Consider the following 24,980-nt stretch of genomic DNA (forward strand, 5'->3'; position numbering starts at 1 on the left):
CACTACTACATTTCGATCTACCAGGAGAGGTGCGTCACTCAGTCGTCCACGAGTGCGGCGGTGTGGGCCTCGGCCAGGTCGGGGCGTTCGTGGTATTGGGCCGGGGTGTTCTGCAGGAGTGCGATGCGCCAGCCGGCCGGGGTGTGCACGGCGACCACGGACTGCACGGCGTTGAGCGCCGGATGCGGCACGTCCGCGCCCGGCGGCAGCATGCCGGCGATCGCGCGCAGCAGGGCCACGCCGTCGGCGAGCGGGCGGACCTCGCGGACGCGCCACACGTACGCGGCGGTGGCGTGGCCGGAGAAGACGGGGGTGAGGTGTGCCTCGATCTCCGCGGCCGGGACCTGGCTGCCGTCGAAGCCGACGAGCTGGCCGCCGTCCGCGAACAGTGCGGCGAAGGCCGCGGCGTCACGCGTGTTCCAGGCGGTGAGCACGGCCGCGTGCAGCGCGGTCACCGCCTCCTCGAATGACTCCATCCGCCGATGGTGACATCAGAGCCTGTGTCGGCGTCGGGAGTCGGAGCGCGGCGAGGTCCAGGTGTCGTCCGGGTGCGCGGCGCCCGGGTCGCGCCGCAGCCCGGCATCCCACGCCGACACAGGCTCTAGGTGTGCTGTCTCGGGACGTTGGTGACGGGTACGGGATCTTGATGAGGTGAGGACCTTCCGGATAGGTGTGGAGCTACCACAACAGCCGCACCGATCTCAGGAAGGTCCTCATGACGCACGCTAATGCATCCCTGACACCGACCGGGCGGCTGCGCCTGGCGCGTTGCGTGGTCGATGACGGATGGCCGTTACGGGCCGCCGCGGCACGGTTCCAGGTCTCACCGACCACCGCACAGCGGTGGGCCCGCCGCTACCGCGAACACGGACCAGCCGGGATGACCGACCGTTCCAGCCGGCCGCACCACAGCCCCGCACGCACCCCCGCCCCGATCGAGGCACACGTCCTCGCGATGCGCCGCGCGCACCGCATCGGCCCTGCCCGCCTGGCCACCCGCGCCGGTATCGCACCGTCGACCGCACACCGCATCCTCATCCGGCACGGCGAACCAGTCCTGGCCTGCCTGGACCGAGCCACCGGCGAACCCGTACGCCGCTACGAACGCGACCAGCCCGGCGAACTCGTCCACATCGACGTCAAGAAACTCGCCCGTATCCCCGACGGCGGCGGACACAAAACCCTCGGCCGACCCACCGGCCGCACCAACCGCAACGGCGCAGGCTACGCCTACATCCACACCGCCCTCGACGACCACAGCCGCCTGGCCTACTCCGAAATCCTCCCCAACGAAACCGCCGCCACCTGCGCCGGATTCCTACGCCGCGCCACCGCATGGTTCACCGCACACGGCGTGCGCGTCCACCGCGTCCTGACCGACAACGCCTGGGCCTACACCAAAAACACCTGGCACAACACCTGCGCAGACCTCGGCATCCAACCCCGCCACACCCGGCCCTGGCGACCCCAAACCAACGGCAAAGTCGAACGCTTCCACCGCACCCTCACCGAAGAATGGGCCTACCACCAGCCCTACACCACCGACACCGCCCGCAACAACGCCTACCCACACTGGCTCGACTGGTACAATTACCACCGACCCCACACCGCACTCGGCGGCCACCCACCCGCCCACCGCGTCACCAACCTGTCGGGACAGCACATCTAGGCGGCGGCGATTCGCCGCTCTTCGCGCAGGCGGCGTGCCAGCCGGAGGATGAACCAGACGGAGAACGCGACCATCAGCGGCGCGCCGGGGATGCGGGTGAAGTAGGCGAGGCCGGTGCCGTCCGGCATGATCAGGAACGGGCCGGCGACCGTGACGACGGTCAGGCCGAGCAGGCCGCGACCGGACGCGGCGGCGATCGCCAGCAGCGCGATCGGCCAGGTCATGTACCAGATGTTCACGACCGGGGAGAGCGCGAGCGTGGCGGCCAGGGCCAGGCCGGCGTGGTGCAGCACCCGGGCGTCGGTCTGCTCGTGCCGGGCGTGCCACCAGATCGCCACCAGCACCGGTATCAGCAGCACCAGCGCGATGACCCGGAACGCGCCGAACGCGCGCAGCCGCACGCCGACCAGTTGCGCCAGCCACTCGATCGTCAGGCCGAACGAGGTCGGCGGCGACTGCCACACCACGGAGTCGCCGGTGCTGGAGAGCGCGGCCAGCCAGCCGAAGTCGAGCCCGGCGGCGAGCGTGGTGCCGGCCAGCGCGGCCACCGCCCCGCCGGTGAGCACCGCGGCGACCGGCCAGAGCGCGCGCCAGCGGAACGGCGCGCCGAGCGCCAGCAGCGCCGCGAACGGCAGCACGACCAGCGCGGTGCCCTTGACGCCGACGGAGAGTCCGATGAGCGCGCCGGCCGCGGCGAGCCGCCACCACCAGGTGGGCGTACGGTCGTCGGACGGCCGCGGCGTGACCGCGAGCCCGGCCAGGAACAGGCCGATCATCAGGGCGTCGTTGTGCGCGCCGGACAGCAGGTGGATCGCGACCAGCGGCGTGGTCAGGCCCAGCCAGAGCGTGCGGGCCGGGTCGGCGCCGGCGCGGCGGGCCAGCGCGGGCAGGCTCACCGCGGCGAGGAGCAGGCCGGCCACGGCGGCGACCCGGAAGCCGGCGATCGAGGCCCAGAGCGTGCCGGTGACGTGCGCGACCAGCCCGGCGACCGCCATGAAGACCGCGCCGTACGGTGCCGGGGTCTCCCGCCACATCGGAGTGACCAGGTCCAGCCATTCGCAGGGCAGCGCGGCGACGCCGTTGCGGTACGGATCGATCCCGGCCGCGAACACCTCGCCCTGGCAGGAGTACGGGTAGACGTCGCGGCTGGCCAGCGGCGGCGCGACGATCAGCGGCAGCGACCACAGCGCGGCCGTCACCGCGACCCAGCGCACGGTCAGCGCGCCGGTCCGGGCCTGCCACCAGCCCAGGATCAGCAGGATCACGCCGGCGAAGTACAGCACGACGGAGGCCGGCCCGTTCTCCGTGTGCCAGATCGTGACCGGGGAGACCCAGGCGGGCTGCGGCACCGGCAGCGCGCCGCCCAGGTAGGCCGCGACGCCCAGCAGCACCGCGCCGGCGAATCCGGACCAGCGGGCCGTGGTCAGCGGTGCGAGCAGCGGCTTCTTCACAGCAGGCGGTGCGATGGTCACGGTGAGATCTGCTTCCGGGTCGTCGGCGTTGCCGGAGAAAGGCTAAGCCACCGCGCTCCGGCTCACCCGCCCGCCATGAGGAAGGACACCCGTCACGAGTCGAGCACGCGTTCGGTCGCCGCGCGCGCCCGCCGGGTGGTCCGCAGGTACTCGTCCACGAACTCCTGCGGGTCGGCGGCGCCGAGCAACTGGACCACGCCGGCCAGCTCCGGGCCGTGCCGGGGCAACTGGTCGGTGGGCCGGCCGCGGACCAGCGTGAGCGCGTTGCGCACCTCGGCGGCGAGCGTCCAGCCGGCCCGCAGCGCGGCCGCGTCCGCCGCGTCGACCAGGCCGGCGTCCCGGGCGGCGTCGAGCGCGTCGAGCGTACGGGTGGAGCGCAGCCCCGGCACCGCGTGCGCGTGCCGCAACTGGACCAGCTGCACCGCCCACTCGACGTCGGCGAGCCCGCCTCGGCCGAGCTTGGTGTGGGTGGCCGGGTCGGCGCCGCGCGGCAGCCGCTCGTTCTCCACCCGCGCCTTGATCCGGCGGATCTCGGTGATCTGCTCGCGGCTGAGCCCGCCGTCCGGGTAGCGCAGCGTGTCCGCGAGCGCCAGGAACTCGGTGCCGAGCGCGGTGTCGCCGCAGACGTACCGGGCGCGCAGCAGCGCCTGCGCCTCCCAGATCTTGGACCAGCGGCCGTAGTACGACCGGAACGCGGCGAGGCTGCGCACCAACGGCCCCTGCCGGCCCTCCGGGCGCAGGTCCGCGTCGATGCCGAGCGGCGGGTCGTGCGCGGGCATGCCGAGCAGCCGGCGCAGCTCCTCCGCGACCGCGTGGGCGGCGGCGGCCTCTCCGCCGTCGAAGACGAACAGCACGTCCGCGTCCGAGGAGTAGCTCATCTCGTCGCCGCCGAGCCGGCCCATGCCGATCACGGTGAACCGCAGGTCCGGGTCGACCCGGTGCACCTCGCGGGCCACCCGCACCGCGGCGGCGAGCGTGGCGTCGGTGACCGCGGAGAGCCCGCGCGCGACCTCCAGCATGCCGGCGGGCTTGGCCGGGGCCAGGTCGCCCGCGTTGACCAGGATGTCCGCGCAGGCCAGGCGCAGCAGCTCGCGGCGGCGCAGCGCGCGGACCGCGCCGATCGCCTGGTGCGGGTCCGCGGGTGCGAGGTGGCGCGCGGCCGCGGCGGCGAAGCCGGGTTCGAGCACGTCCCGGTCGCGCGGCGTGAGTTCCGCGTCGTCGGCCAGCAGGCGCAGCGCCTCCGGGTCGCGGGCGAGCAGGTCGGCCGCGTACCGGGAGAGGCCGAGCAGCCGGGCCAGCCGGCGCACGACCGGGCCCTCGTCGCGGAGCAGGCGCAGGTACCAGGGCGCGCTGCCGAGCTTGTCGGACAGTTGCCGGTAGCTGAGCAGGCCGCGGTCCGGCTCGGGCGCGTCGGCCAGTTCCTCCAGCAGCACCGGCAGCAGCGTGCGCTGGATCGCGGCGGTGCGGGACAGGCCGCCGGTGAGCGCCTCGATGTGCCGCAGCGCGCCGGCCGGGTCCGCGTAGCCGAGCACCTGGAGGCGGCGGCGGGCCGACTCCGGGTACATCCGGAGCTGCTCCGCGGGGACCCGGGCCACGGACTCCAGCAGCGGCCGGTAGAGCAGCTTGGCGTGCAGGCGGCGAACGCCGGCCGCGTGCGCGACCCAGTCCGCGCGGAACGCCTCGACCACGTCCCGGCCGGGCAGCGGCGCGTAGCCGAGCGACTGGGCGAGCCAGCGCTGCGCCTCCGCGTCGGCCGGCACGGTGTGCGTACGGCTGAGCTGTTGCAGTTGCAGCCGGTGCTCGACCGCGCGCAGGAACCGGTAGCCGCGCAGCAGCGTCTCGCCGTCCTGCCGGCCCACGTATCCGCCGTTGACCAGCGCGCGCAGCGCCGGCACCGTGCCGCCGACGCGCAGCGACTCGTCCACCCGCCCGTGCACGAGCTGGAGCAGCTGCACCGCGAACTCGATGTCGCGCAGTCCGCCGGGGCCGCGCTTGATCTCCCGGTCCTTCTGCTTCGGCGGGACCTGGTCGATGATCCGGCGGCGCATCTTGCGGATGTCGTCGACCGCCTCCGGCCGCTCGGCCGCGTGCCAGATCAGCGGACCGAGCTGGGTGAGCCACTCCTCCCCCAGCGCCCGGTCGCCGACCGCGACCCGTGCCTTGAGCAGCGCCTGGAACTCCCAGGTGCGCGCCCACCGGTGGTAGTAGGCGAGGTGGCTGGCGAGCGTGCGGACGAGCGGGCCGCGCCCGCCCTCCGGCCGCAGCGCGGCGTCGACCTGCCAGGCGACCTGGCCGCAGATCTCGATCAGCCGGGCCGCGACCGTGGTGCCGGCCGCGAGATCCTCGTCGCCGCGGCACACGAAGATCACGTCCACGTCGGACACGTAGTTCAGCTCGGTCGCGCCGCACTTGCCCATCGCGATCACCGCGAGGCTCGGCTCGGCGGGCACCTCCGACACCGCCAGGTCGTACGCGGCGGCCAGCGTCGCGTCGGCCAGCGCGGTGATCGCGGCCATGGTCTGCTCCAGGCTGCGGCCCGCGGTCAGGTCCGCCGCGGCGATCCTCAGCAGTCCCACGCGGTACGCCCGGCGCAGCGCCGCCACCGTCGGCGGCCCCTCCACGTCGAGCGTGCCGTCCGCGTCCGGCGCCACGCCGTTCTTCTCCGTGCACAGCACGCGCCACCGGTCCGGGTCCGCGACCAGGTCGTCGCCGAGCGGGCCGGACGCGCCGAGCACCGAGAGCAGGCGCCGGGCCAGCCCGCGGTCCCGGCGCAGCGTGCCGAGCAGACCGTCGTCGACCGGCTCCTCGTGGTGGCGGTGCAGGTGCAGCGCGCGGCGCAGGCGGCCCTCCGGCGGCGGGGGCGGCGTCTCGGCGGGCGGGTGCGCGCGGCGCTCGGCCTCCACGACGCGGTGCAGCTGGCGCAGCGCCAAATTCGGATCGGCGACCCGGGACAGCACGGTGAGCAGCTCGCCGGCGACCTCGTCGGCCGGCTCCTGGGCGTCCGCGTTCCACAGGCCGAGGTCGCCGAGCAGGTCCGCGGCCTTCGGGCCGGTGCCGGCGAGCGTGAAGCCGTAGCGGGCCAGCCGCGCGCTGGTGGGCCGGGTCATCACTGTCCCAGCAGCGGCAGGGAGCGGCCGGCGCCGCTGAGCGTGCCGAGCGCGAGCGCGGCGAACCGGGCCGCGAACGGCTGCCAGACCTCCTCCACGTCGGCGAGCGCGGCCGCGCAGGCGTCCACCACGTCCTGCGGCGCGTAGCCGAGGTCGGCCAGCAGCCCGTCGTCCTTGGCGGCCCAGCGGGCGATCATGTCGGCGTCGCACTCGATGTGGAACTGCACGCCCCACGCGCGGTCGCCGAGCCGGAACGCCTGGTGCGGATATCGGGTGGAGGCGGCCAGCAGCACCGCGCCGGCCGGCAGCTCGGTGATCTCGTCCAGGTGCCACTGCAGCACGTCGGGCAGCAGCGGTACGTACCGGAACAGCGGATCGGTGTCCGCGGCGTCCCGCCGGCCGACCAGGCCCGGGCCGATCTCCGGCCCGGACGGGCTGCGGACCACCGTGCCGTTGTGCGCGGTGGCGAGCAGCTGCGCGCCGAGGCAGACCGCGAGCGTCGGCGTCCGGTGCCGGACCGCCTTGCGCAGCAGGCTCTCCAGCCGCGGGAACCAGGGCGCCCCGGGTGTGCCGGCCGCGTCCGGATAGGCGCTCTGCGCGCCGCCGAGCACCACCAGCGCGGCGTAGCCGTCCAGCGTCTCGGGCAGTTCGTCGCCCGCGTGCGGGCGCCGGATCTCCAGGGTCAGGCCCGCCTCGGTCAGCCACTCGCCGAGTCGCCGGACGTCGTCCGCGGGATCGTTCTCCACCACCAGCGCCGTACTCACGTACCGAGGCTATCTGTTTCGGCGCCGTTTCCCGCGTCTCGCGGCCCGCGCCGTTTCACCATCAAACCGGTCCGAAACAGCTTGAATGGAGTCATGAGATCCACTCGCCGCCGGGTGCTCGCCGGGTTGGCGGCGCTGGCCGTGCTCGGCGCGTGCCGCGATCCCCGGCGCGACGGGACGCCGCGGATCGCGTACGTGGTGCCGGACACCGCGTCGAACTTCTCCGTGGAGCTCACCCTCGGCTACCAGGCCGGTGCCGCACGGGTCGGCGGGGTGGAGGCGTCGGTATCCGGCCCGGAGGTGGTCGACGGCACGCGCCAGGTGCGGCGGTTCGAGGAGATGGCGGACGACCGGATCGACGGCATCTCGGTCACCACGCTCTCGCCGGAGCTGTTCGCCCGCCCGATGGCGGCCGCGGTGAAGGCCGGCATCCAGCTGATCGCGGTCGGCGTGCAGGCGATGCCCACGTCCGGCGTGCCGCTGCTGGTCAGCAACGACAACTACGAGCTGGGCCGGATGCTGGCGGACGCGATCATCGAGCGGCTGCCGGCACGCGCGACCGGGACCGTGGTGCTCGGCACGATCGCGCCCGGCGTGCCGACGATGGACTACCGGACGCAGGGCATGCGGGAGCGGTTCGGCGAGCGGCTGCCCGGGGTGACCGTGACCGGCCCGTACGACACCGCGCAGGACGGGCCGGCGAACCGGGCGGCGTGGGTGCGGCTGGCGACCGCGAATCCGAACGCGCTGGCCTTCCTCGGCAACGGCGACCCGGACGCGTACAACCTGGCCTCGGTCCGGACGGAACTGGGCGCGCGCTGGCTGGCCGGCGCGTTCGACCTGGACGCGCAGTCGCTGGCCGCGGTCCGCGACGGCACGCTGACCGCGGTGGTCTCGCCGGAGCACTACCTCAAGGCCGCGGTCGCCGGGTGGATCCAGGCCGAGCACGCCACGAGCGGCGACCCGCTGCCGGACGGCTGGATCTACGTCCCCGGCCTGCCGGTGACCGCGGAGAACGTAGAGTCGATCATCGTTCGCCAGGCCTCCGCGGAGGCGCGGGCGGCCCAGCTCGGCGCGGGGGTCGAGCGGCTGCGGGCGGAGGCCGGGTCCCGGCTGCGGCCGATCACCGACGCGCGCTAACCCTCAGGCCCCGGCACGCCGATCCGATCGGTAGCTCCACAGGGCCGCACGAATCGCACGGGAGGTGGGCCGCATGCCGGCGCGGTTTCCCGGCGGGCGCGGCGCCGCCCGGACGGCCATCGTGGGCCTGGCGCTGAGCCTGCTCGCGCTGGCCGCGCTCGCCATGGCCTCGAACCTGGTGATGCAGCGGGCCACGTCCGGCGTCGGGCGCCTCAACCAGATCAGCGACGAGTGGGGACAGGTCTTCCAGAGCCTCAACGCCGAGCAGGACGCGATGCGCGACTACCTGCGGGCCGGCAGCGACGTCGGGCGCGAACCGCTCGCCTCGGCCATCGGTGGCGGCGAGCCGCACCTGCTCTGGCTGGCCGGGCACGCGGACGCGGACGACCGCCGGGCGGTGACCGTGGTGCTGCCCGCCTACCGGTCGTACGGCCGGACGCTGCGCCAGCTGATCGAGCTGAGCGACGGTGGCGCGGACGCGCAGGTGCGGCTGCAGGCCGGGCAGGCGGACCTGGCCGAGCAGGCGCTGCGCAAGCAGATCACCGCGCAGATGGATCGCACCCGGCTGGAGACCACCGCGTTCCTGGAGTCGGCGGAGCGGCAGAACGACCGGTTGCGTACCGCCTCGTTGATCATGATCGTGCTGGTGTTGCTGCCGCTCGGCCTGTCCGCCGCCGTGCTGGTCGGCTACCAGCGCCGGATCGAGGGGCAGGCCGAGGCGAGCCGCCACCAGGCGTTGCACGATCCGCTCACCGGCCTGGCGAACCGGCTGCTGCTGCACGAGCAGACCGACCGGGCGGTACGCGAAGCCGCGCGCCACCACGACCGGATCGCGCTGCTGCTGATCGACCTCAACCGGTTCAAGGAGGTCAACGACACGCTCGGCCACGCGGTCGGCGACCTGCTGCTGCAACGCGTCGCGGAACGGCTCAGGTCCGCGGTCCGCGACTCGGACACGCCCGCGCGGCTCGGCGGCGACGAGTTCGCGGTGCTGTTGCCGCGGCTGTCCGCGCCCGGCGACGCGCTGCTGGTGGCGCGCCGGATCGCGGACGCGTTCGGCGAGCCGATCGTGCTCGGCGACGGGCAGGTGCTGCGCACTCACGGCAGCATCGGCATCTCGATCTTCCCGACCGACGCGGCGGACGCCAGCCAGTTGCTGCAACACGCGGACATCGCGATGTACGCGGCGAAGCGCGCCGGCCTCGGCCCGACGATCTACACGGACGCGCTCGACGAGGAGCCCGTGGCGCTGTAACACTTTCCCGCCGTCCGGCGCTGGGACGTGAGGGACCTTCGGTCCTCGGCCGGCAGTCGGACATCACGGGCGTGGAGGTCGTCGCATGCAGCAACCGGAGGACCTCGACGTCGCGCTGCGCGCCGCGCAGTCCGGCGACGAGGAGGCGTTCCGGCTGCTCTACCGCCTCCAGCAACCGGCACTGCTGCGCTACCTGCGCGTGCTGGTCGGCGACGACGCCGAGGACGTGGCCTCCGAGGCGTGGCTGCAGATCGCGCGCGACCTCGGCGGCTTCGCCGGCGACTGGGACGGCTTCCGCGGCTGGACCGCCACCATCGCCCGGCACCGCGCCATGGACAGCCTGCGCGCGCAGCGCCGCCGCCCGGTCTCCGCGCTGCCGGTCGAGGCGCTGCCCGAGCCGCGGCTGACCACCGGCGAGGACGCGGCGGACCGGGCGATGGAGCTGCTCGGCACGGAGGCGGCGGTCGCGATGATCGCCTCGCTCCCCCGCGACCAGGCCGAGGCGGTCATGCTGCGCGTGGTGATCGGGCTGGACGCGAAGGCCACCGGCCGAATCCTCGGCAAGCGCGCCGGCGCGGTGCGCACCGCGGCGTACCGGGGGCTCCGCACGCTGGCCGAACGCCTCACCCCGCCGCCGCGCCCGGCCCCGCGCGTGACACATTCGGCCACCCCGGCGCTGAGGGAGGTGAGATGAGCGAGAGCGGGAAGATCGATCGGGCGGCGGCGGAGGACCTCCTGCGCGAGGGCCGGTTCCGCCGTTCCCGCGAGCCGCTGGCCGCGCTGCTCGCCGCCGCCTCCGCGCCCGCACCGGCCGACCGGGAGTTGCCCGGCGAGGCCGACGCGCTGGCCGCGTTCCGCGCCGCCCGCGCCGCCGCACCGCCACGCCGTCGCCGGTCCGCGCTGCGCGACGCGCTGTCCCGCGTGCTGACCGCGAAGATCGCCACGTTCGGCCTGGTCGCGGTCGCCGGCGTGGGCGGCGTCGCGCTGGCCACCGTGGCCGCGCCGCTGCCGGGCGGCACCGAGGCCCGCGAACGGCCCGCGCCGGCCCGGTCACAGACCACCCGTCCGCTGCCCTCCACCACCGGCCCCGGCGTCACGGCCGGGCCGCCGGTCGCCCCGGCCACGGCCACCCCGTCGACGGCCGCCCCGTCGCGGTCCGCGCCGGCCACCGGCCGCCGCGCGCCGGACCGGGACGCGGCGGGCGACGGCCAGCTCTGCCGCGAGCTGACCGGCATGGACGACCGGCAGCGCGACCGCGCGCTGCGCGACGCCCGCTACCGCGACCTGGTCCGGGACGCGGGCGGCGCTGACCGGGTCGACCGGTTCTGCGACGGCCGGCGCGACGGGTGGACCCCGTCCTCGCCGTGGCCGTCGCACTCCGGCCGGCCGCGCGACGGCGGACAGGACAGCTACCCCGGCGGCGAGCCGAGCACGCCTCCCAGCGTCTCGCCGGCCCCCAAACCCCCGCCGCGGGGGTAGCTCCGGCGCCGGCGGGGGTGATCCACGGCAGCGTTCACCCCCGCCGGCCGCCACCCGGAACAGCCGTCCCGCGGGCGTCCCTAACCCCGCCCGCGGGACGGTGCCGGCATCCGAATCGCACGGTCCTGTATTGCCTGACGGTCGTGCCACGGGCGGGCACCGCGATGGACCGGGCCGAGACGGCGGGGAGGGGCCGCTTCAGCCTGGCGGAGGCGTTACGGCCCGGGACCCCGCTACAGCGCGCCGAGGTAGCGCTGGCGCTCGTACGGCGTGACCTCGCGCCGGTACTGCTCCCACTCGCTGCGCTTGTTGCGCAGGAAGAAGTCGAAGACGTGCTCGCCGAGGACCTCCGCGATCAGCTCGGAGCCGGCCATCGCCTCGACCGCCTCGGAGAGGTTCTCCGGGAGCGCCTCGTAGCCCATCGCCTTGCGCTCGGCGTTGGAGAGCGCCCACACGTCGTCCTCCGCGCCCGGGGGCAGCTCGTACCCCTCCTCGATGCCCTTGAGCCCGGCGCCGAGCATGACCGCGAAGCCCAGGTACGGGTTGACGGCCGAGTCCAGCGAGCGGATCTCCACGCGGGCGGAGTTGGGCTTGCCGTACGCCGGGACGCGCACCAGCGCAGAGCGGTTCAGGTGGCCCCAGCACACGTACGCCGGCGACTCGGTGATCTGGTTCGGCAGCTGCTGCGGGAAGAGCCGCTTGTACGAGTTCACCCACTGGTTGGTGACGGCCGTGTACTCCCGGGCGTGCACCAGCAGGCCGGCGATGAACGCCTTGGCCACCTTGGACAGCTTCATCGGGTCGCTGGCGTCGTGGAAGACGTTGCGCTCGCCCTCGAACAGCGACAGGTGCGTGTGCATGCCGCTGCCCGGCTGGTCGGTGAACGGCTTCGGCATGAACGTGGCGCGCACGCCGTGCGACAGCGCCACCTCCTTGACCACGTGCCGGAACGTCATGATGTTGTCGGCCGTGGTGAGCGCGTCCGCGTACCGCAGGTCGATCTCCTGCTGGCCGGGCGCGACCTCGTGGTGGCTGAACTCGACGGAGATGCCGATCCGCTCCAGCGCGAGCACGGCCTGGCGGCGGAAGTCGCGCGCGACCGCGTGCGTGGTGTGCTCGAAGTAGCCGCCGTAGTCGACCGGCGTCGGGACCGAGCCGTCCAGCGGGCCGTTCTCCAGCAGGAAGAACTCGATCTCCGGGTGCGTGTAGAAGGTGAAGCCCTTCTCCGCGGCCTTGGAGAGCATGCGGCGCAGCACGTGGCGCGGGTCGGCCCAGGACGGGCTGCCGTCGGGGAGCAGGATGTCGCAGAACATCCGCGCGCTCTCGCCGCTGACGCCGCCCTCGAACGGGAACACCTGGAACGTGGTCGGGTCCGGCATGGCGACCATGTCGGACTCGAAGACCCGGGCGAAGCCCTCGATCGCCGAGCCGTCGAAGCCGATGCCCTCCTCGAAGGCGGACTCCAGCTCGGCCGGCGCGACCGAGACGCTCTTCAGCGTGCCCAGCACATCCGTGAACCAAAGCCGGACGAATCGGATGTCGCGCTCTTCCAGCGTGCGGAGCACGAACTCCTGCTGTCGGTCCACCTCTGTAACCCCTCGCAACGACGTGCCATGTCCCGGACGGCCGTCGGATACGGGGCGCCGACCGCCTGATGGAGACCTTACGCCCACCTAGGCCGGAGGGCCTGGCGCACGATGTAAACCCCCACCGGAGCGCTCAGCGGCGCAAGTGTCTCCCGGTCGGGTTTCGTACGTGTTACGCCGCATTCAAACCTGCCGATATTCACGCCCGGCGCGCAACCTGCCCGGTTTGTAGCCGTTGGTACTAATCGGACGGAGGGAGCGCACATGCGACACCTGAGCGGGCGGCCCCTGACGGTCGCCGGCGGCCTGCTGGCCGGGCTGCTGCTCGCCGCCCTCCTGCTCGCGCTGAACGTGATGGGCGTGCACGTCGACGAGGGACCGCCGCCGCGTGCCGCCGCGCCCAGCTCGCCCGGCGCACCGCTCACCGGCAACCAGCCGGAGCTGTCCCGCGCGCTGCTGTCCCGCACGGACCTGGGAGAACGCCGGACGCGCGGGCCGTCGGCACCGGTGCCGACCACGCGCGCACCCGAGCCCGCCGCACCACCCGCCGCGCCCACCCCGGCGCCGGCCGCGCGCGCCGAACGCTGCCGCCTGCTGTTCGACGCGCCGTGGGAGCTGGTCCCCAGCGGGCACGAGCTCACCGACCGGGCCGTGACCGACCTCGACCCCACCGGCGGTACGGGGGGCGGCGCGCCGGCCCTGCCGCTGGCGCCCCGGCTGCGGCAGACGCTGTCGCTGTTCGCGGACGACGGCGCGGCCGCGGCGTACGAGGCGATCCGCACCTCGGTCACCGACTGCCGGACGTTCCAGACCACGCTGGAGGACGGCACGCTCGCCACCGTCTCGCTCCACGAGCTGGAGGTGACCGGCGACGGCGCGGACGGCGCGTACGCCGTGCGGATCACCGCGCTCGGCGAGGACCGCACGCTGACCGGCTACCTCGCGGTCGGCCGCGTCGGCCCGATGCTCTCCGTGCTGCGCACGGTCGGGCCGGAGGGCACGGTCGAGTCCGGCGACGCCGACCTCACGCTGGACGTGGCCGTGGAGAAGATGGAGCTGCTCGAGGGCTTGATTGACTCGGAATGAGTCGAACGTGGCCGGGTTAACACCCTCCGAATGCGGCGTGACCGGGGTCCGGCAGGGAAAGATGAGCACATGGCCACGTTGCGACTCGCGCTCGCCCAGGTGAACCCGACCGTCGGTGACATACCCGGAAACGCCGCCCTGGTGCGCCGGTGGACGCGCGCCGCCGCCGGCTCCGGCGCCCATCTGGTCGCGTTCCCCGAGATGATGCTGACCGGCTACCCGGTCGAGGACCTGATCTACCGCGAGTCGTTCGTGGCCGCGTCCCGCGCCGCGCTCGACGCGCTCGCCGCCGGACTGGCCGAGGACGGCCTCGGCGACCTGCCGGTGATCGTGGGCTACCTCGACTCCGACGGCCCGGCCCGGATTCGCGCGGACGCCACGCCCGGCCGCGGCCCGCGCAACGCGGCCGCGGTGCTGCACGGCGGCGCGGTCGTCGCCCGCTACTTCAAGCACCACCTGCCGAACTACGGCGTCTTCGACGAGGACCGCTACTTCGTCCCCGGCGCCGACCTGACCGTGGTGCGCGTCGGCGGCGTGGACGTGGCGCTGACCATCTGCGAGGACATCTGGCAGGCCGGCGGCCCGTTCGCGGTGGCGCGGGAGGCCGGCGTCGGGCTGGTCGTCAACATCAACGGCTCGCCGTACGAACTGGACAAGGACGACGTGCGCCTGCCGCTGGTGCAGCGCCGGGCCGCGGAGGCGGGCGCGACCGTCGCCTACGTCAACATGATCGGCGGGCAGGACGAGCTGGTCTTCGACGGCGACTCGATGATCGTGGCCGCGGACGGCACGCTGCTGGCCCGCGCGCCGCAGTTCACCGAGACCATGCTGATCCACGATCTGGACGTACCCACCGGTGAGGCCGATCCCCGTCCGGTGGAGGGCGCCATGGGCGTCGTCCGCGCGCACGTCTCGGACCGGCTCACGCCGCTGGACCCGGCCGGGCTTGCGGGCGGCGTGGTGGAGCGCTGCACCGCGGCGGAGGAGATCTGGCGCGCACTGGTCCTCGGCCTGCACGACTACGTGGAGAAGAACGGCTTCTCGTCCGTGGTGCTGGGCCTGTCCGGCGGCATCGACTCGGCCGTGGTCGCCACGATCGCGGTCGACGCGCTCGGCCCGCAGCGGGTGACCGGCGTCTCCATGCCCAGTGAGTACTCCTCGGAGCACTCCCGCGACGACGCCGCCGACCTGGCCAAGCGCCAGGGCCTGGACTACCGCGTGCAGCCGATCGCGCCGATGGTGGACGCGTTCCTGGCCAACCTCACGCTCTCCGGGCTCGCGGTGGAGAACCTCCAGGCACGGGTACGCGGCATCACGCTGATGGCGCTCTCCAACCAGGAGGGCCACCTGGTGCTCACCACCGGCAACAAGAGCGAGCTGGCGGTCGGCTACTCCACGCTCTACGGCGACTCGGTCGGCGGCTTCAACCCGATCAAGGACGTGCCGAAGACGCTGGTCTGGAAGCTGGCCCGGTGGCGCAACGAGGAGGCGCTGCGCCGCGGCGAGACGCCGCCGATCCCGGAGAACTCGATCTCCAAGCCGCCGAGCGCGGAGCTGCGCCCCGGCCAGCTGGACTCCGACTCGCTGCCGGACTACGACGTGCTGGACGCGATCCTGGCCGGCTACGTCGACGGCGACCTGGGCCGGGACGGCCTGGTCGCGGCCGGGCACGACCCCGCGGTCGTCGACCGCACGCTGCGCCTGGTGGACATCGCGGAGTACAAGCGCCGCCAGTCCGCGCCCGGCCCGAAGATCTCGATCAAGGCGTTCGGCCGGGACCGGCGCCTGCCGATCACGAACCGCTTCCGGGAGCGCGATTCGTAACAAGGCATCAACGCGTGTGAAATCTTCCACTACCTCTCCGGCCCCGGCGCTCCCGGTGGGACCATTCCGCTAGGAGCCCGGGGACCGCGAGCGCGGCCTCGAGGTGAGAGGAGACTCCCATGTCCGAGGAAGTACCCACGCTGTACGGCATCGCCGCCAACCGGCGCATCCGCACGCGGGACCTGATCGCCGCCAAGCAGCGCGGCGAGCGCTGGCCCATGCTGACCTCGTACGACCAGTACACCGCGTCGATCTTCGACCAGGCCGGCATCCCGGTCCTGCTGGTCGGCGACTCCGCCGCGAACAACGTCTTCGGGTACGAGACCACCGTCCCGGTCACGGTCGACGACCTCCTGCCGCTGGTCCGCGCCGTGGTGCGCGCCACCAGCAGCGCGCTGGTCGTCGCGGACCTGCCGTTCGGGTCGTACGAGGAGGGCCCCACGCAGGCGCTGCGCACCGCCGTCCGGTTCATGAAGGAGGGCGGCGCCCACGCGGTGAAGCTGGAGGGCGGCCGCCGCGCCGCCGCCCAGATCGCCGCGATCACCGACGCCGGCATCCCGGTCATGGCCCACATCGGCTTCACGCCGCAGAGCGAGCACGTCATCGGCGGCTACCGCGTGCAGGGCCGCGGCGACGACGCCGAGCGGGTGCTGGCGGACGCCCACGCGGTCGCCGAGGCGGGCGCGTTCGCCGTGGTGCTGGAGATGGTGCCGGGCGAGGTCGCCAAGCGCGTCACGCACGACCTGGAGATCCCGACCGTCGGCATCGGCGCCGGGCCGGACACGGACGCGCAGGTGCTGGTCTGGCAGGACATGGCCGGCCTGCGTACCGGCAAGGCCCCGCGCTTCGTCAAGCGCTACGCGGACCTGGCCGGCGAGCTCACCCGCGCCACCCGCGCGTTCGCGGACGAGGTCCGCGGCGGCGAGTTCCCGGCGGGCGAGCACACGTTCCACTGACCCGTTCTCGTCGAAAGGGGCCGCGCTCCGGCGCGGCCCCTTCGCACTTCACGATCATCCGGCGGTACGCCGTGCGCGTCATCGCCTCGCGGCCGTGGCCTTCTTCGCCGCGTCGCGGCCGGTGGTGGCCCTGGTCGCGGAACGGGCGGCCGCGCTCTCGGCCGCGGCCACCTTCCCCGGCGTGACCTTGTCCGCCGGAGCCCGGCCGGCCGGGCTCCGGCGTGCCGCGGAGCCGGGGACCGCCTTCGCCGGCGTGCTCTTGGCCGTCGCCTTACCGCTGTGCGACGACTCGGCGACCACGGTTCCGGCCGTCTTGCGCGGCGTCCTGCTGGTTCCCGAGGAGCGGCCGGCGGCGGCCGCCTTCGCCGTGACCTTCTGCGCCCCGGCCCGGTTCCCCGTCGACGCGGCGACCGCGTCCTTGGCCGCGGCGGCCTTGGCGGCCGTCGTCTTGTTCGCCGTGGTCCTGGCCGCGGCCGGCGTGGCGGTCTTGCCGGCCGTGGTCTTCTTCGCCGTGTTCTTGGCCATGGTGGCGGTCCTGCTCGCCGATGCGGTCTTCTTCGCGGCCGTGCCGGTCTTCGCCGCCGTGGCCCGCCCGGCATTCGCGGCGGTCCTGCTCGCCGACGCCGTCTTCTTCGCGGCCGTGCCGGTCTTCGCCGCCGTGGCCCGCCCGGCATTCGCGGCGGTCCTGCTCGCCGCCGCGGTCTTCTTCGCGGCCGTGCCGGTCTTCGCGGCCGTGGCCTGCCCGGGATTCCCGGCGGTCCTGCTGGTCGCCGCGGTCTTGCCCGCCGCCGTGGCCGTCCCGGCGATCTTGCGCGCCGGCGTGGTGTGCGCCACCATCGTCCTGGCCGCGGCCGTTCTGGCACCCACCTCGCGGACCGTCGCCGCTCTGGTGGCGGCCTTCGCACCGGCGGCCCGCGCCCCCGGCACCGTCGCCGGAACGGTCGCCTTGCCCTTCGCGCCACCTCCGGCGTTGGCCGTGTTCCGCGCCAGCGACGCACGCGGCCTGCCGGACCCGGCCGCGTTGCCGCCGGCGTTGGCCGTGTTCCGCGCCGCGGAGGAACGCGTCCCCGACTCCCCGGAGGTGGCCCTGACCTTGACCGCCCGCGACGCCGGCGTGCTTCCCGACTCCGCCGCCAGCGCCTTCCGCGACCTCCCGCCGGCCGCGACCGGCTTCGCCACCCCGGTGGCCTTGCCCGCGGCCGTGGTCTTCGCCGCCCTGCTCCCCGCCGCGTTCGCCGCCGAGGCCGCCCGGCCCGCCGCGGTCGCGGCCTTGGCCGCCGTCGTACTCCTGGCCGCATTGGCCGTCGAGCCCACGCGTCCGGCGGCGGCGGTCTTGGTCGTCTTCGACACCCGCGCCCCACCCGCGTTAGCGGTGGACGCCGCCCTGGTACCGGCCGCGCCGGCGGTCGCCGCCGCCCGTCCGGCACCGGCGCTCTTGGCCGCCTTCGCGCCACCCGTCGCGGTCTTCGCGGCTCCGGCACCGGCCCTGCCGGCGGTCACCGTCGCACGGCCGACGCTCTTCGCCGCTTCAGCCGTTCCGACCGCCGCCCCGGTCCCGGCGACAGAACTCTTGACCGCCTTCGCGGTCCCGCTCCGGGCCGGCGCCGCCTTCCCGGCCGCGCCGGTGACACCTGCGGCCTTCACGGCCCCGGTGCCGGAACCCTTGGCGGTCTTCGTGGCCCTGGTCCCGGTGCCGGAACTCGTCGCGGTCCTCGTGGCCCTGGTCCCGGCCGCGTTGGCCGTCGAAGCCGACCGGCCCGTCGCCTTCACGGTCCGGGCGGCCCCGGCCGCGTTGGCGGCCGACGCCGACCGGCCGGCGGCCCGTGTGCCGGTGGTGGCGGTCTTCGCCGAGGTCGAACCGGACCCCGCTGCGGTGCGCCCGGCGGCGCTCTTGATCGCCGTCGCGCCCCCGGTGCCGGCAGCCGTGGCCTTCCTGCTCCTGGTCGCGCCCGTGTTGGCGGTCGACGCCGTACGCCCGGTGGCGGCGGTGTTGGCACTGTTCCGGGCCGCGGTGGTCCGGTTCCGCGCGGTGGACGCGGCCGGACTCCGCTCCGCGGACGCGGGGGTGGCGGTCGTCCGCGAGGCCTTTCCGGCGCCCGCCCGGGACTTGGCCCTCTCCACGTCACCGGCGGTGAAGGCAGCGGCCTGGCGAGCGGTGGCAGCCGTCCGCCGCGACGTCGCGGTCTCCACGTCGCCGGCGGTGAAGGACGCGGCCTTCGCCGCCGAGCTCCGCGCCCCGGACCGCGACTTCGCCGCCGCGGCACCAGCGTTCCGTGTGGTGGAGCCGGCCCCGGCGGACTTCGCCCGCGATGGCCGAGCGGTGCTCGCCGGGTCGATGGTTCGGCCGGAGCCGTTGGCAGACCGCGAGGCCGCCGCGACGTCGTCCGCCGTGAAGGCCGCGGTCTTCGCCGTGCGGGACGACGGCTTGGCGGCCGACGTGCGCGCGGGACGCGACGCCAGGGCGTCGAGGCCGGCGGCGGCGTCCCCGGCCTTCGTCGCGGCCGATCGCATCTTCGTGGCCGCGGTCCGGGCCTTGGCCGAGGCGGTCTTCGCGGTGTCCGCGGCAGTCTCGGCCGACCGTCGCGCGGTGGCGGTGGCCTTGACCGCGGTCCGCGCGGCCGCGGCGTCCCCCGCGGCCGCCGATCCGGAATAGCCCGTTCGCGAATCACCATTTCTACTGATATTTCGCCCAGCGGCCGAAGTAGCCGCGGGTGTCTCGGCGCCGGAGGAGCCGGACGATCCGGCGGATCGGCCGGCGCGCGCCGCGGTCCGCGGCACCCGCGCGGCCCGCCCGATCGCCGGCGCGGTCGGCTCCAGCACGCCCGCGGCCGGTTCCGTCCCGGCGCCGTCGTCGGCGTCCCGCGCGGAGATCATCGCCGCCTCCGCCATCGACGGCATCGGGGCCAGGCCGGTGGCCGGTGCCGTGTGGTCGGCCGCCGCGCGTGCCGCACCCGACTCCGCCGGATCCATCGGTGGCATCGGCGTCCCGGCCTGCTCCGGCGCCTCGCCCGAGATCGGCATCGCGGCCGCCCCGGCGCCCGGCCCCATGGAGATCGCGCTCTGGTCCGTACCGCCGGAGGGCTTCGCTTGTGCGCGGGCCGATCGCGAAGACGTGGTGGCCGAGGTCCTGGTGGACTTTCTCGCTACGGCCATGGTCGGTCCTCCCTGGGACTCCTGTGCATGCGCCATCGCGCCCGGTACCCACGTACCGGTGCGGTTGTGTTGCGGCACGTTCCGGATGCCGCTCCGGCCTAACGCTCCCCCGTCCAGCGTGCGTCCTCGGCCTCCCACGCCTCGTTGCGCTCCTGGACCTTCTCCAGGGCGTGCGAGGCGTCGTCCGCGGAGGCGAAGGGGCCGATCCGGTGTTTGGCCGGGCACAGCTCGGGCTCGGTTTCCACCCGGTTGTGCCGTATGCACCAGAAGAAGCGGCCGACACTGTCGCTCATGACATCACTGTGCACCGCAAAGCGGCCATGCGCTACCGATTCGCGCAAATAGCCGGTTCACCTCCACGGTAGAGGCGGACGGGCCGTCTCGGGTCGAGTCCCGGCAACCGGCGACGAAGCCACCCCATCGGATGACAGAGTCGACAGGGGAGCCGGTAGATCGCATGATGTGCAACCCGCTGGCCGAATCAGCATGATCTGCGACACAGTGGGGTAACGAGGCTCAACCATCCCGGCTCCGGCGCGTGTCGAGATGGTCGGGACGGCGCAACAGGGAAAGGCGGCCAGCATGCTCAGTCAGGAGGACAACCGCCGGCTCAGTGAGATCGAGGAACACCTGGTCCTCACGGACCCGGCGTTCGTGGCGCGGATGCGTGCCGCGCGTGGCAACCGCCCGGGCATCGGCGCCCTGGCCGGCATCGCCGTCATGTGGGCGGTCGTGCCGATCATCGGAGTCGCCGGCGGGTTGGTGCCGGCGCTGATCGCGGGCCTGGCGTTCGTGGCCGGCACCGTGCTGGTGCTGCGCCGGCCGTTCCGCCGGGCGAAGACCGCTTGAGACCCGGAAAGACCCACGAGGGGGTACGGCGCGGGCCGTACCCCCTCGTCGTGTGCGCGTCCGGTCAGGACCGCAGGAAGTCGAGCAGCGCCTCGTTGACCTCGGTGCCGTGCGTCCAGAGCAGGCCGTGCGGCGCGCCCTCGATCTCCACGTAGGTGGCCTGCGGCAGCCGCTTGCGGAACTCCCGCGCGGTGGCGTCGATCGGCAGGATGTTGTCGGCCGTGCCGTGCAGGATCAGCGCCGGTACGTCGATCTTCGGGATGTCCCCGCGGAAGTCGGTGACCCAGGTCGGGACCGCCGCGCTGGAGGCGAACCAGGACGCGCCGGCCGCCACGTTCCAGCTGTTGCGCAGCGCCTCCTCGGAGAGCCGGCCGCCGAGGTTCTCGTCCGTGTTGTAGAAGTCGCGGTAGAAGTCGGTGAAGTACTTGTACCGGTCCGCCTTCACGGCCGCGCTGATCCCGTCGAAGACCTCCTGCGGCACGCCCGTGGGGTTGTCGTCCGTCTTGAGCAGGAACGGCTCCAGCGAGGCGAGGAACGCGGCCTTGGCGACCCGGGCGGAGCCGTACCGGCCGAGGTAGCGGGCGACCTCGCCGGTGCCCATCGAGAAGCCGACCAGCACCACGTCCGTCAGGTCGAGCTTCTCCAGCACGGTGTTGAGGTCCGCGGCGAACGTGTCGTAGTCGTACCCGGTGGTGGGCTGGCTCGACTGCCCGAAGCCGCGGCGGTCGTACGCGATGACCCGGTATCCGGCCGCAAGCAGCGCCGCCTGCTGCTTCTCCCAGGAATGGCCGTCGAGCGGGTAGCCGTGGATGAGCACGACCGGCTGCCCGGATCCGTGGTCCTCGTAGTAGAGGTCGATGCTGGTGCTGTTCTCGGAACCGACGGTGATGTACGGCATCGCTGCCTCCGGTGAACTCCGTGGAGAACGTTCGTTCTCCGCTCACCACGTACTCTAGAGAACGGACGTTCTCGATCGCCAGTGCCGATGCGGTGAGAGGCGTCACGGACCATGGAGGGAACATGACCACGCCGACCGACGACGAGATCCGCACTCGGGTGCTGGACGCCGCGGACCGCCTCTACAACGCCCGCGGCATCCAGGCCGTGGGCATGGACGCGCTGCGGGCCGAGGCGGGCGTGCCGCTCAAGCGTATCTACCGGCTATTCCCGGCCAAGGACGCGATCGTCGAGGCGGTGCTGGACCGCCGCCACCGGCTGTGGAACTCGCTGGTCGAGGAGGCGGTGGCGAGCACGCCGGCGCCGCGCGACCGGCTGCTGGCGATCTACGACATGCTGGCCCGCTGGTTCGACGAGGACGACTTCCGCGGCTGCGTCTTCATCAACACCTTCGGCGAGCTGGGTACGGCCTCGCCGCGGGTGGCGGAGATCGTCCGCGCGCACAAGGCGGAGTTCCAGGCGCGCGTGGCCCGGCTCTGCGCGGAGGCCGGCGCGCCGGAGTGGCTGGCGCCGCAGCTCGCCATCCTGGCGGAGGGCGCGCAGACCACGGCCGCGATCGCCGGCACCAACGCGGCGGCCGGGCACGCCCGCGCCGCCGCGGAGATCCTGATCGGCACCGCCCTGAGTGAGGAGCGCACGTGACGCCCGAGGAGATCACCTACACCAGCCCGCGCGCGGTACGGCATTCGATCCTGGTGCAGCGCTGGCACGACCTGTCGTTCCTGCACTGGCCGGTGGATCCGGACGAGGTCCGCCCGTTCCTGCCGCCGGGCACCGAGCCGGACACGTTCGACGGCGTCGCGTACGTCGGGCTGATCGGCTTCATGATGGTCGGGCTCGGCCCGCTGAGCGGCCCCGGCCTGCCCTACCTCGGCACGTTCTGCGAGACGAACGTGCGGCTCTACTCGGTGGACGGGCACGGCCGCCGCGCCGTGGTGTTCCGCTCGCTGGACGCGGCGCGGCTGCTGCCGGTGCTGGTCGCTCGGTCGGTGTTCCGGCTGCCGTACAAGTGGTCGCGGATGTCGCTGCGCCGCGACGGCGACGTGTTCACCTACACCAACCACCGCCGCTGGCCCGGCCCCGGCCGCCCGCGCAGCCGGATGGTGGTGCGGGCCGGGGCGCCGATCGCGGAGCCGACGCCGCTGGAGCACTTCCTCACCGCGCGCTGGGGCCTGCACGTGGACGCGTTCGGCCGCGGCGTGCACCTGCCCAACGTGCACCCGCGATGGCCGCTGCACCGCGCCGAGCTGCTCGACCTCGACGACGAGCTGGTCGCGGCCGCGGGCTTCCCGTCGGTCTCCGGCCCGCCGGCCAGCGTGCTGTACTCCCCCGGCGTGCCGGTGCGTTTCGGAACTCCGAACAGGGTGCCCGGGGGGACGTCGAACGGTGTCGACAGGACTCCGCGGGGTAACTAGTCTGCTCCCCATGACTCCTTACACGTTCGACGGCGCGGCCTGGCAGGAGAGTTGGGACCGGCAGCAAGAGGCCTACCTCCCGGACCGTGAGGAGCGGTTCGCCGCGATGCTGGACGCGGTGGAGGCGGTCACCGAGTGGCCGGCGCCGCGCATCCTCGATCTGGCCGGCGGCACCGGCTCCATCTCGCTGCGCGCCCAGCGCCGCTTCCCCCAGGCGAACACCACGCTGCTCGACCTGGACCCGGTGACGCTCACCATCGCGCGCGCCACGCTGGACGAGCGGTCCACGGTGGTCTCGGCGAACCTGAACACGCCGGAGTGGACCGCCGCGCTGCCGCACCGCGACTACGACGCCGTGCTGGTCGCCACCGCGCTGCACTGGCTGACGCCGGAGCGGCTGGCCACGCTCTACACGGAGATCCGTACCGTGCTGCGCCAGGGCGGGCTGCTGGTCAACGCGGACCACATGCCGGACGACGGCCTGCCCGACCTGTCCAAGCGGCTCGGCGACCGGGCGCGGAACCGCCGCGAGGCCCGGTACGCGGCCGGCGCCGTGCTCTCCTGGGACGCCTGGTGGGAGCACGCGAAGTCGGACCCGACGCTCGGGCCGCTGGTCGCCCAGCGCGCCGAGCTGTTCGCGGCCGACCACGCCCAGGAGTGGCTGCCGCCGGCGTCCTGGCACGTCCGGGCGCTGCGCGACGCCGGCTTCACCGAGGTCGGCCTGATCTGGCGGGGCGCCCAGGACGCGGCGGTCGCCGCGGTCCGGTAACGCGACGGCCCGCCTAAGATCAACCTCATGTCCGCGATCGACACGCTGCTCCCGGCCGCCCACGAGGCCGTCGACCTGGCCCGCGACCTGATGCGCACGATGCTGCCCGGCGTGCTCACCGCGAAGGGCGACCGGGACATGGCGTCCGAGGTCGATCTCGCCATCGAGCAGCGGGTCCGCGCGTTCCTGGCCGAGCGCACCCCCGGCGTCGGCTTCCTCGGCGAGGAGGAGGGTGCGCGCGGCGCCCGGGGCGGGTTGACCTGGTCGCTGGACCCGGTCGACGGCACGGTCAACTTCGTGCACGGCTCGCCGATCTGCGCGGTGTCGCTGGGCCTGATCGAGGACGACCGGTCCGTGCTCGGCGTGATCGACCTGCCGTTCCTCGGCAACCGCTACTGGGCCTCGCCGGCCGGCGGCGCGTTCTGCGACGGCGCGCCGATCCGGGCCAGCGGGGTGTCCGAGCTGCCCGAGGCGCTGGTGGCGGTCGGTGACTTCGCGGTCGGCGAGGACGCGGACGCCAAGAACCGCGAGCGCTTCGCGATCCTGGAGGCGCTGGTGCCGCGCATCCAGCGAGTCCGCATGCTGGGCAGCGCCGCCACCGACCTGGCCTGGCTCGCCGCCGGGCGGCTGGACGCGCTGGTCATGCTCTCCAACAAGCCGTGGGACACCTCCGCCGGGACCGCGATCGCGTACGCGGCCGGCGCGCGCGTCGTCGACCGGGACGGCAGCGACCACACGTTCCGCTCGTCAGCGACGATCGCCTGCGCCCCCGGCCTGGCCGACGAGCTCCTCCCGCTGCTGGCCGGCGTGCTCTGAGCGTCCGCGGCGGCGGGCCAGCGGCGCCAGCGTGCGCTGGATGATGAAGTACTCCGCGATCACCGCGTTGCCGAACAGCGACGCCCACGCGCTGGCGATGTAGACCTGCTGGTACTCCAGCGCCGGCCACACCTCCATCAGCTGGAGCCCGGCCAATTGGTAGAGCCGCAGCGTCACGGCGGCGAACGTGAGCGCGTAGTTGCGGATCATCCAGATCCGGTGCAGTCGCACCTCGCCGCGCCGGATCGTGCGGTACGCCATCGCGCCCGTGTACAGCCACGCCGCGATCAGCAGGTAGAACGCGACCTGCAGCGAGAACCCGCTCTCGGTGACCGCGGACGAGTAGGCGGCGGCCGCCGCCGCGATCACGACGGAGATCAGGTACACCCGGCCGGCGATCCGGTGCGCCCGCGGCCAGCGCAGCCGCAGCCGCGTCACGAACTGGAACGGCCCGATCGCCAGCGCCAGCCCGGCCGGCACCGCGTGGATCACCAGGCTGACGTAGTAGCCCGGGATCGCCCGGTTCAGCCCCGGCACGGTCGTGCCGCCGACCAGGTAGGGCGGCACGAACACCGCCGTGATGCCGAGCGCCGACACGGTGAGCAGGCCCCAGAGGACCCACCACCAGCGCCGGCGGACGTCCCGTGACATGGCTGCAGCGGACACGCGTGCACCTCTCGATC

Annotated in this window: 23 protein-coding genes; 14 read left to right on the forward strand and 9 right to left on the reverse strand. The window is 74.0% G+C overall.

Annotated features, from left to right (window positions below; translation table 11 throughout):
• Positions 1-38: 38 nt before the first annotated feature.
• Positions 39-476: an SgcJ/EcaC family oxidoreductase gene (locus J2S41_RS25425; protein WP_310371166.1), complete on the reverse strand. Its 438-nt coding sequence runs from the start codon at positions 474-476 to the stop codon at positions 39-41.
• 239 nt (positions 477-715) lie between these two features.
• Here J2S41_RS25425 and J2S41_RS25430 point away from each other — a divergent pair, with 239 nt between their 5' ends.
• The gene (locus J2S41_RS25430; protein ID WP_310376530.1) at positions 716-1,669 is read left to right on the forward strand and encodes an IS481 family transposase; all 954 of its coding nucleotides are present in this window, start codon (positions 716-718) and stop codon (positions 1,667-1,669) included.
• On the opposite strand, the gene mptB is transcribed toward J2S41_RS25430, so the two are convergent.
• From mptB to J2S41_RS25445, 3 genes are all read right to left on the reverse strand, one after another.
• On the reverse strand, positions 1,666-3,141 hold the full coding sequence (gene mptB, locus J2S41_RS25435; RefSeq protein ID WP_310371168.1) for a polyprenol phosphomannose-dependent alpha 1,6 mannosyltransferase MptB: 1,476 nt from the start codon (positions 3,139-3,141) through the stop codon (positions 1,666-1,668). The genes J2S41_RS25430 and mptB overlap by 4 nt on opposite strands.
• Before the next feature lie 92 nt (positions 3,142-3,233).
• Positions 3,234-6,248 carry a bifunctional [glutamine synthetase] adenylyltransferase/[glutamine synthetase]-adenylyl-L-tyrosine phosphorylase gene (locus tag J2S41_RS25440; RefSeq protein ID WP_310371170.1) on the reverse strand — a complete coding sequence of 1,005 codons (3,015 nt, stop codon included), beginning with the start codon at positions 6,246-6,248 and terminating at the stop codon, positions 3,234-3,236.
• Positions 6,248-7,012 carry a type 1 glutamine amidotransferase gene (locus tag J2S41_RS25445; RefSeq protein WP_310371172.1) on the reverse strand — a complete coding sequence of 255 codons (765 nt, stop codon included), beginning with the start codon at positions 7,010-7,012 and terminating at the stop codon, positions 6,248-6,250. The genes J2S41_RS25440 and J2S41_RS25445 overlap by 1 nt, the downstream gene beginning before the upstream one ends.
• A gap of 93 nt (positions 7,013-7,105) precedes the next feature.
• Between J2S41_RS25445 and J2S41_RS25450 the strand changes: the two genes are divergently transcribed.
• The 4 genes from J2S41_RS25450 to J2S41_RS25465 all read left to right on the forward strand — a co-directional run bounded on the left by J2S41_RS25450 (position 7,106) and on the right by J2S41_RS25465 (position 10,886).
• A complete protein-coding gene (locus J2S41_RS25450) occupies positions 7,106-8,152 on the forward strand; it encodes a sugar ABC transporter substrate-binding protein (protein ID WP_310371174.1) in 1,047 nt (348 codons plus the stop codon).
• A 73-nt stretch (positions 8,153-8,225) separates the two neighbouring features.
• Positions 8,226-9,407 (forward strand): diguanylate cyclase domain-containing protein, encoded by a 1,182-nt coding sequence (locus tag J2S41_RS25455; protein WP_310371176.1) that lies wholly within the window; start codon positions 8,226-8,228, stop codon positions 9,405-9,407.
• Between the two features lie 85 nt (positions 9,408-9,492).
• A complete protein-coding gene (locus tag J2S41_RS25460) occupies positions 9,493-10,101 on the forward strand; it encodes an RNA polymerase sigma factor (protein ID WP_310371179.1) in 609 nt (202 codons plus the stop codon).
• On the forward strand, positions 10,098-10,886 hold the full coding sequence (locus J2S41_RS25465; protein WP_310371181.1) for a hypothetical protein: 789 nt from the start codon (positions 10,098-10,100) through the stop codon (positions 10,884-10,886). The genes J2S41_RS25460 and J2S41_RS25465 overlap by 4 nt, the downstream gene beginning before the upstream one ends.
• Before the next feature lie 233 nt (positions 10,887-11,119).
• On the opposite strand, the gene glnA is transcribed toward J2S41_RS25465, so the two are convergent.
• Positions 11,120-12,472, reverse strand: a complete 1,353-nt coding sequence (gene glnA, locus J2S41_RS25470; protein ID WP_310371182.1) for a type I glutamate--ammonia ligase — start codon at positions 12,470-12,472, stop codon at positions 11,120-11,122.
• Between the two features lie 264 nt (positions 12,473-12,736).
• Here glnA and J2S41_RS25475 point away from each other — a divergent pair, with 264 nt between their 5' ends.
• The 3 genes from J2S41_RS25475 (at position 12,737) to panB (ending at position 16,338) form a co-directional block, all read left to right on the forward strand.
• Positions 12,737-13,558 (forward strand): hypothetical protein, encoded by an 822-nt coding sequence (locus J2S41_RS25475; RefSeq protein ID WP_310371183.1) that lies wholly within the window; start codon positions 12,737-12,739, stop codon positions 13,556-13,558.
• 69 nt (positions 13,559-13,627) lie between these two features.
• Complete coding sequence (locus tag J2S41_RS25480) at positions 13,628-15,382, forward strand: NAD+ synthase (protein ID WP_310371184.1); 1,755 nt, start codon at positions 13,628-13,630, stop codon at positions 15,380-15,382.
• A gap of 119 nt (positions 15,383-15,501) precedes the next feature.
• Complete coding sequence (gene panB / locus J2S41_RS25485) at positions 15,502-16,338, forward strand: 3-methyl-2-oxobutanoate hydroxymethyltransferase (protein WP_310371186.1); 837 nt, start codon at positions 15,502-15,504, stop codon at positions 16,336-16,338.
• A 78-nt stretch (positions 16,339-16,416) separates the two neighbouring features.
• On the opposite strand, the gene J2S41_RS25490 is transcribed toward panB, so the two are convergent.
• Positions 16,417-16,863 carry a hypothetical protein gene (locus J2S41_RS25490; protein ID WP_310371187.1) on the reverse strand — a complete coding sequence of 149 codons (447 nt, stop codon included), beginning with the start codon at positions 16,861-16,863 and terminating at the stop codon, positions 16,417-16,419.
• Here J2S41_RS25490 and J2S41_RS25495 point away from each other — a divergent pair.
• Entirely contained in the window at positions 16,850-18,991 is a 2,142-nt protein-coding gene (locus tag J2S41_RS25495) for a hypothetical protein (protein WP_310371189.1), read from the forward strand. The two genes, J2S41_RS25490 and J2S41_RS25495, sit on opposite strands and share 14 nt — an antisense overlap.
• Positions 18,992-19,589: 598 nt before the next feature.
• On the opposite strand, the gene J2S41_RS25500 is transcribed toward J2S41_RS25495, so the two are convergent.
• Entirely contained in the window at positions 19,590-19,784 is a 195-nt protein-coding gene (locus J2S41_RS25500) for a hypothetical protein (RefSeq protein WP_310371191.1), read from the reverse strand.
• Positions 19,785-20,073: 289 nt separating this feature from the next.
• Between J2S41_RS25500 and J2S41_RS25505 the strand changes: the two genes are divergently transcribed.
• On the forward strand, positions 20,074-20,340 hold the full coding sequence (locus tag J2S41_RS25505; protein ID WP_310371193.1) for a DUF3040 domain-containing protein: 267 nt from the start codon (positions 20,074-20,076) through the stop codon (positions 20,338-20,340).
• Positions 20,341-20,404: 64 nt separating this feature from the next.
• On the opposite strand, the gene J2S41_RS25510 is transcribed toward J2S41_RS25505, so the two are convergent.
• Positions 20,405-21,238: an alpha/beta fold hydrolase gene (locus J2S41_RS25510; RefSeq protein ID WP_310371194.1), complete on the reverse strand. Its 834-nt coding sequence runs from the start codon at positions 21,236-21,238 to the stop codon at positions 20,405-20,407.
• A gap of 122 nt (positions 21,239-21,360) precedes the next feature.
• On the opposite strand from J2S41_RS25510, the gene J2S41_RS25515 reads away from it, so the two are divergent.
• From J2S41_RS25515 to J2S41_RS25530, 4 genes are read left to right on the forward strand one after another with little or no spacing between them, the layout of a single operon-like run.
• Complete coding sequence (locus J2S41_RS25515) at positions 21,361-21,939, forward strand: TetR/AcrR family transcriptional regulator (protein ID WP_310371196.1); 579 nt, start codon at positions 21,361-21,363, stop codon at positions 21,937-21,939.
• Positions 21,936-22,712: a YqjF family protein gene (locus J2S41_RS25520; protein ID WP_310371197.1), complete on the forward strand. Its 777-nt coding sequence runs from the start codon at positions 21,936-21,938 to the stop codon at positions 22,710-22,712. Before J2S41_RS25515 ends, J2S41_RS25520 begins: the two co-directional genes overlap by 4 nt.
• Before the next feature lie 10 nt (positions 22,713-22,722).
• A complete protein-coding gene (locus J2S41_RS25525) occupies positions 22,723-23,481 on the forward strand; it encodes a methyltransferase domain-containing protein (RefSeq protein WP_310371198.1) in 759 nt (252 codons plus the stop codon).
• 27 nt (positions 23,482-23,508) lie between these two features.
• A complete protein-coding gene (locus J2S41_RS25530; RefSeq protein WP_310371200.1) occupies positions 23,509-24,297 on the forward strand; it encodes an inositol monophosphatase family protein in 789 nt (262 codons plus the stop codon).
• On the opposite strand, the gene J2S41_RS25535 is transcribed toward J2S41_RS25530, so the two are convergent.
• Positions 24,229-24,948 (reverse strand): DUF2306 domain-containing protein, encoded by a 720-nt coding sequence (locus J2S41_RS25535; protein WP_310371202.1) that lies wholly within the window; start codon positions 24,946-24,948, stop codon positions 24,229-24,231. The two genes, J2S41_RS25530 and J2S41_RS25535, sit on opposite strands and share 69 nt — an antisense overlap.
• Positions 24,949-24,980: the final 32 nt, after the last annotated feature.

The organism is Catenuloplanes atrovinosus (assembly GCF_031458235.1).
Classification (GTDB): Bacteria; Actinomycetota; Actinomycetes; order Mycobacteriales; family Micromonosporaceae; genus Catenuloplanes; species Catenuloplanes atrovinosus.

Excerpts from the sequence above, each read along its gene's own strand:
- J2S41_RS25425 (WP_310371166.1), bottom strand. The coding sequence starts at position 476 with ATGGAGTCATTCGAGGAGGCGGTGACCGCGCTGCACGCGGCCGTGCTC.
- J2S41_RS25430 (WP_310376530.1), top strand. The coding sequence starts at position 716 with ATGACGCACGCTAATGCATCCCTGACACCGACCGGGCGGCTGCGCCTG.
- J2S41_RS25440 (WP_310371170.1), bottom strand. The coding sequence starts at position 6,248 with ATGACCCGGCCCACCAGCGCGCGGCTGGCCCGCTACGGCTTCACGCTC.
- J2S41_RS25450 (WP_310371174.1), top strand. The coding sequence starts at position 7,106 with ATGAGATCCACTCGCCGCCGGGTGCTCGCCGGGTTGGCGGCGCTGGCC.
- J2S41_RS25455 (WP_310371176.1), top strand. The coding sequence starts at position 8,226 with ATGCCGGCGCGGTTTCCCGGCGGGCGCGGCGCCGCCCGGACGGCCATC.
- J2S41_RS25460 (WP_310371179.1), top strand. The coding sequence starts at position 9,493 with ATGCAGCAACCGGAGGACCTCGACGTCGCGCTGCGCGCCGCGCAGTCC.
- J2S41_RS25465 (WP_310371181.1), top strand. The coding sequence starts at position 10,098 with ATGAGCGAGAGCGGGAAGATCGATCGGGCGGCGGCGGAGGACCTCCTG.
- J2S41_RS25475 (WP_310371183.1), top strand. The coding sequence starts at position 12,737 with ATGCGACACCTGAGCGGGCGGCCCCTGACGGTCGCCGGCGGCCTGCTG.
- J2S41_RS25480 (WP_310371184.1), top strand. The coding sequence starts at position 13,628 with ATGGCCACGTTGCGACTCGCGCTCGCCCAGGTGAACCCGACCGTCGGT.
- panB (WP_310371186.1), top strand. The coding sequence starts at position 15,502 with ATGTCCGAGGAAGTACCCACGCTGTACGGCATCGCCGCCAACCGGCGC.
- J2S41_RS25490 (WP_310371187.1), bottom strand. The coding sequence starts at position 16,863 with ATGGCCAAGAACACGGCGAAGAAGACCACGGCCGGCAAGACCGCCACG.
- J2S41_RS25500 (WP_310371191.1), bottom strand. The coding sequence starts at position 19,784 with ATGAGCGACAGTGTCGGCCGCTTCTTCTGGTGCATACGGCACAACCGG.
- J2S41_RS25505 (WP_310371193.1), top strand. The coding sequence starts at position 20,074 with ATGCTCAGTCAGGAGGACAACCGCCGGCTCAGTGAGATCGAGGAACAC.
- J2S41_RS25510 (WP_310371194.1), bottom strand. The coding sequence starts at position 21,238 with ATGCCGTACATCACCGTCGGTTCCGAGAACAGCACCAGCATCGACCTC.
- J2S41_RS25515 (WP_310371196.1), top strand. The coding sequence starts at position 21,361 with ATGACCACGCCGACCGACGACGAGATCCGCACTCGGGTGCTGGACGCC.
- J2S41_RS25525 (WP_310371198.1), top strand. The coding sequence starts at position 22,723 with ATGACTCCTTACACGTTCGACGGCGCGGCCTGGCAGGAGAGTTGGGAC.
- J2S41_RS25530 (WP_310371200.1), top strand. The coding sequence starts at position 23,509 with ATGTCCGCGATCGACACGCTGCTCCCGGCCGCCCACGAGGCCGTCGAC.
- J2S41_RS25535 (WP_310371202.1), bottom strand. The coding sequence starts at position 24,948 with ATGTCACGGGACGTCCGCCGGCGCTGGTGGTGGGTCCTCTGGGGCCTG.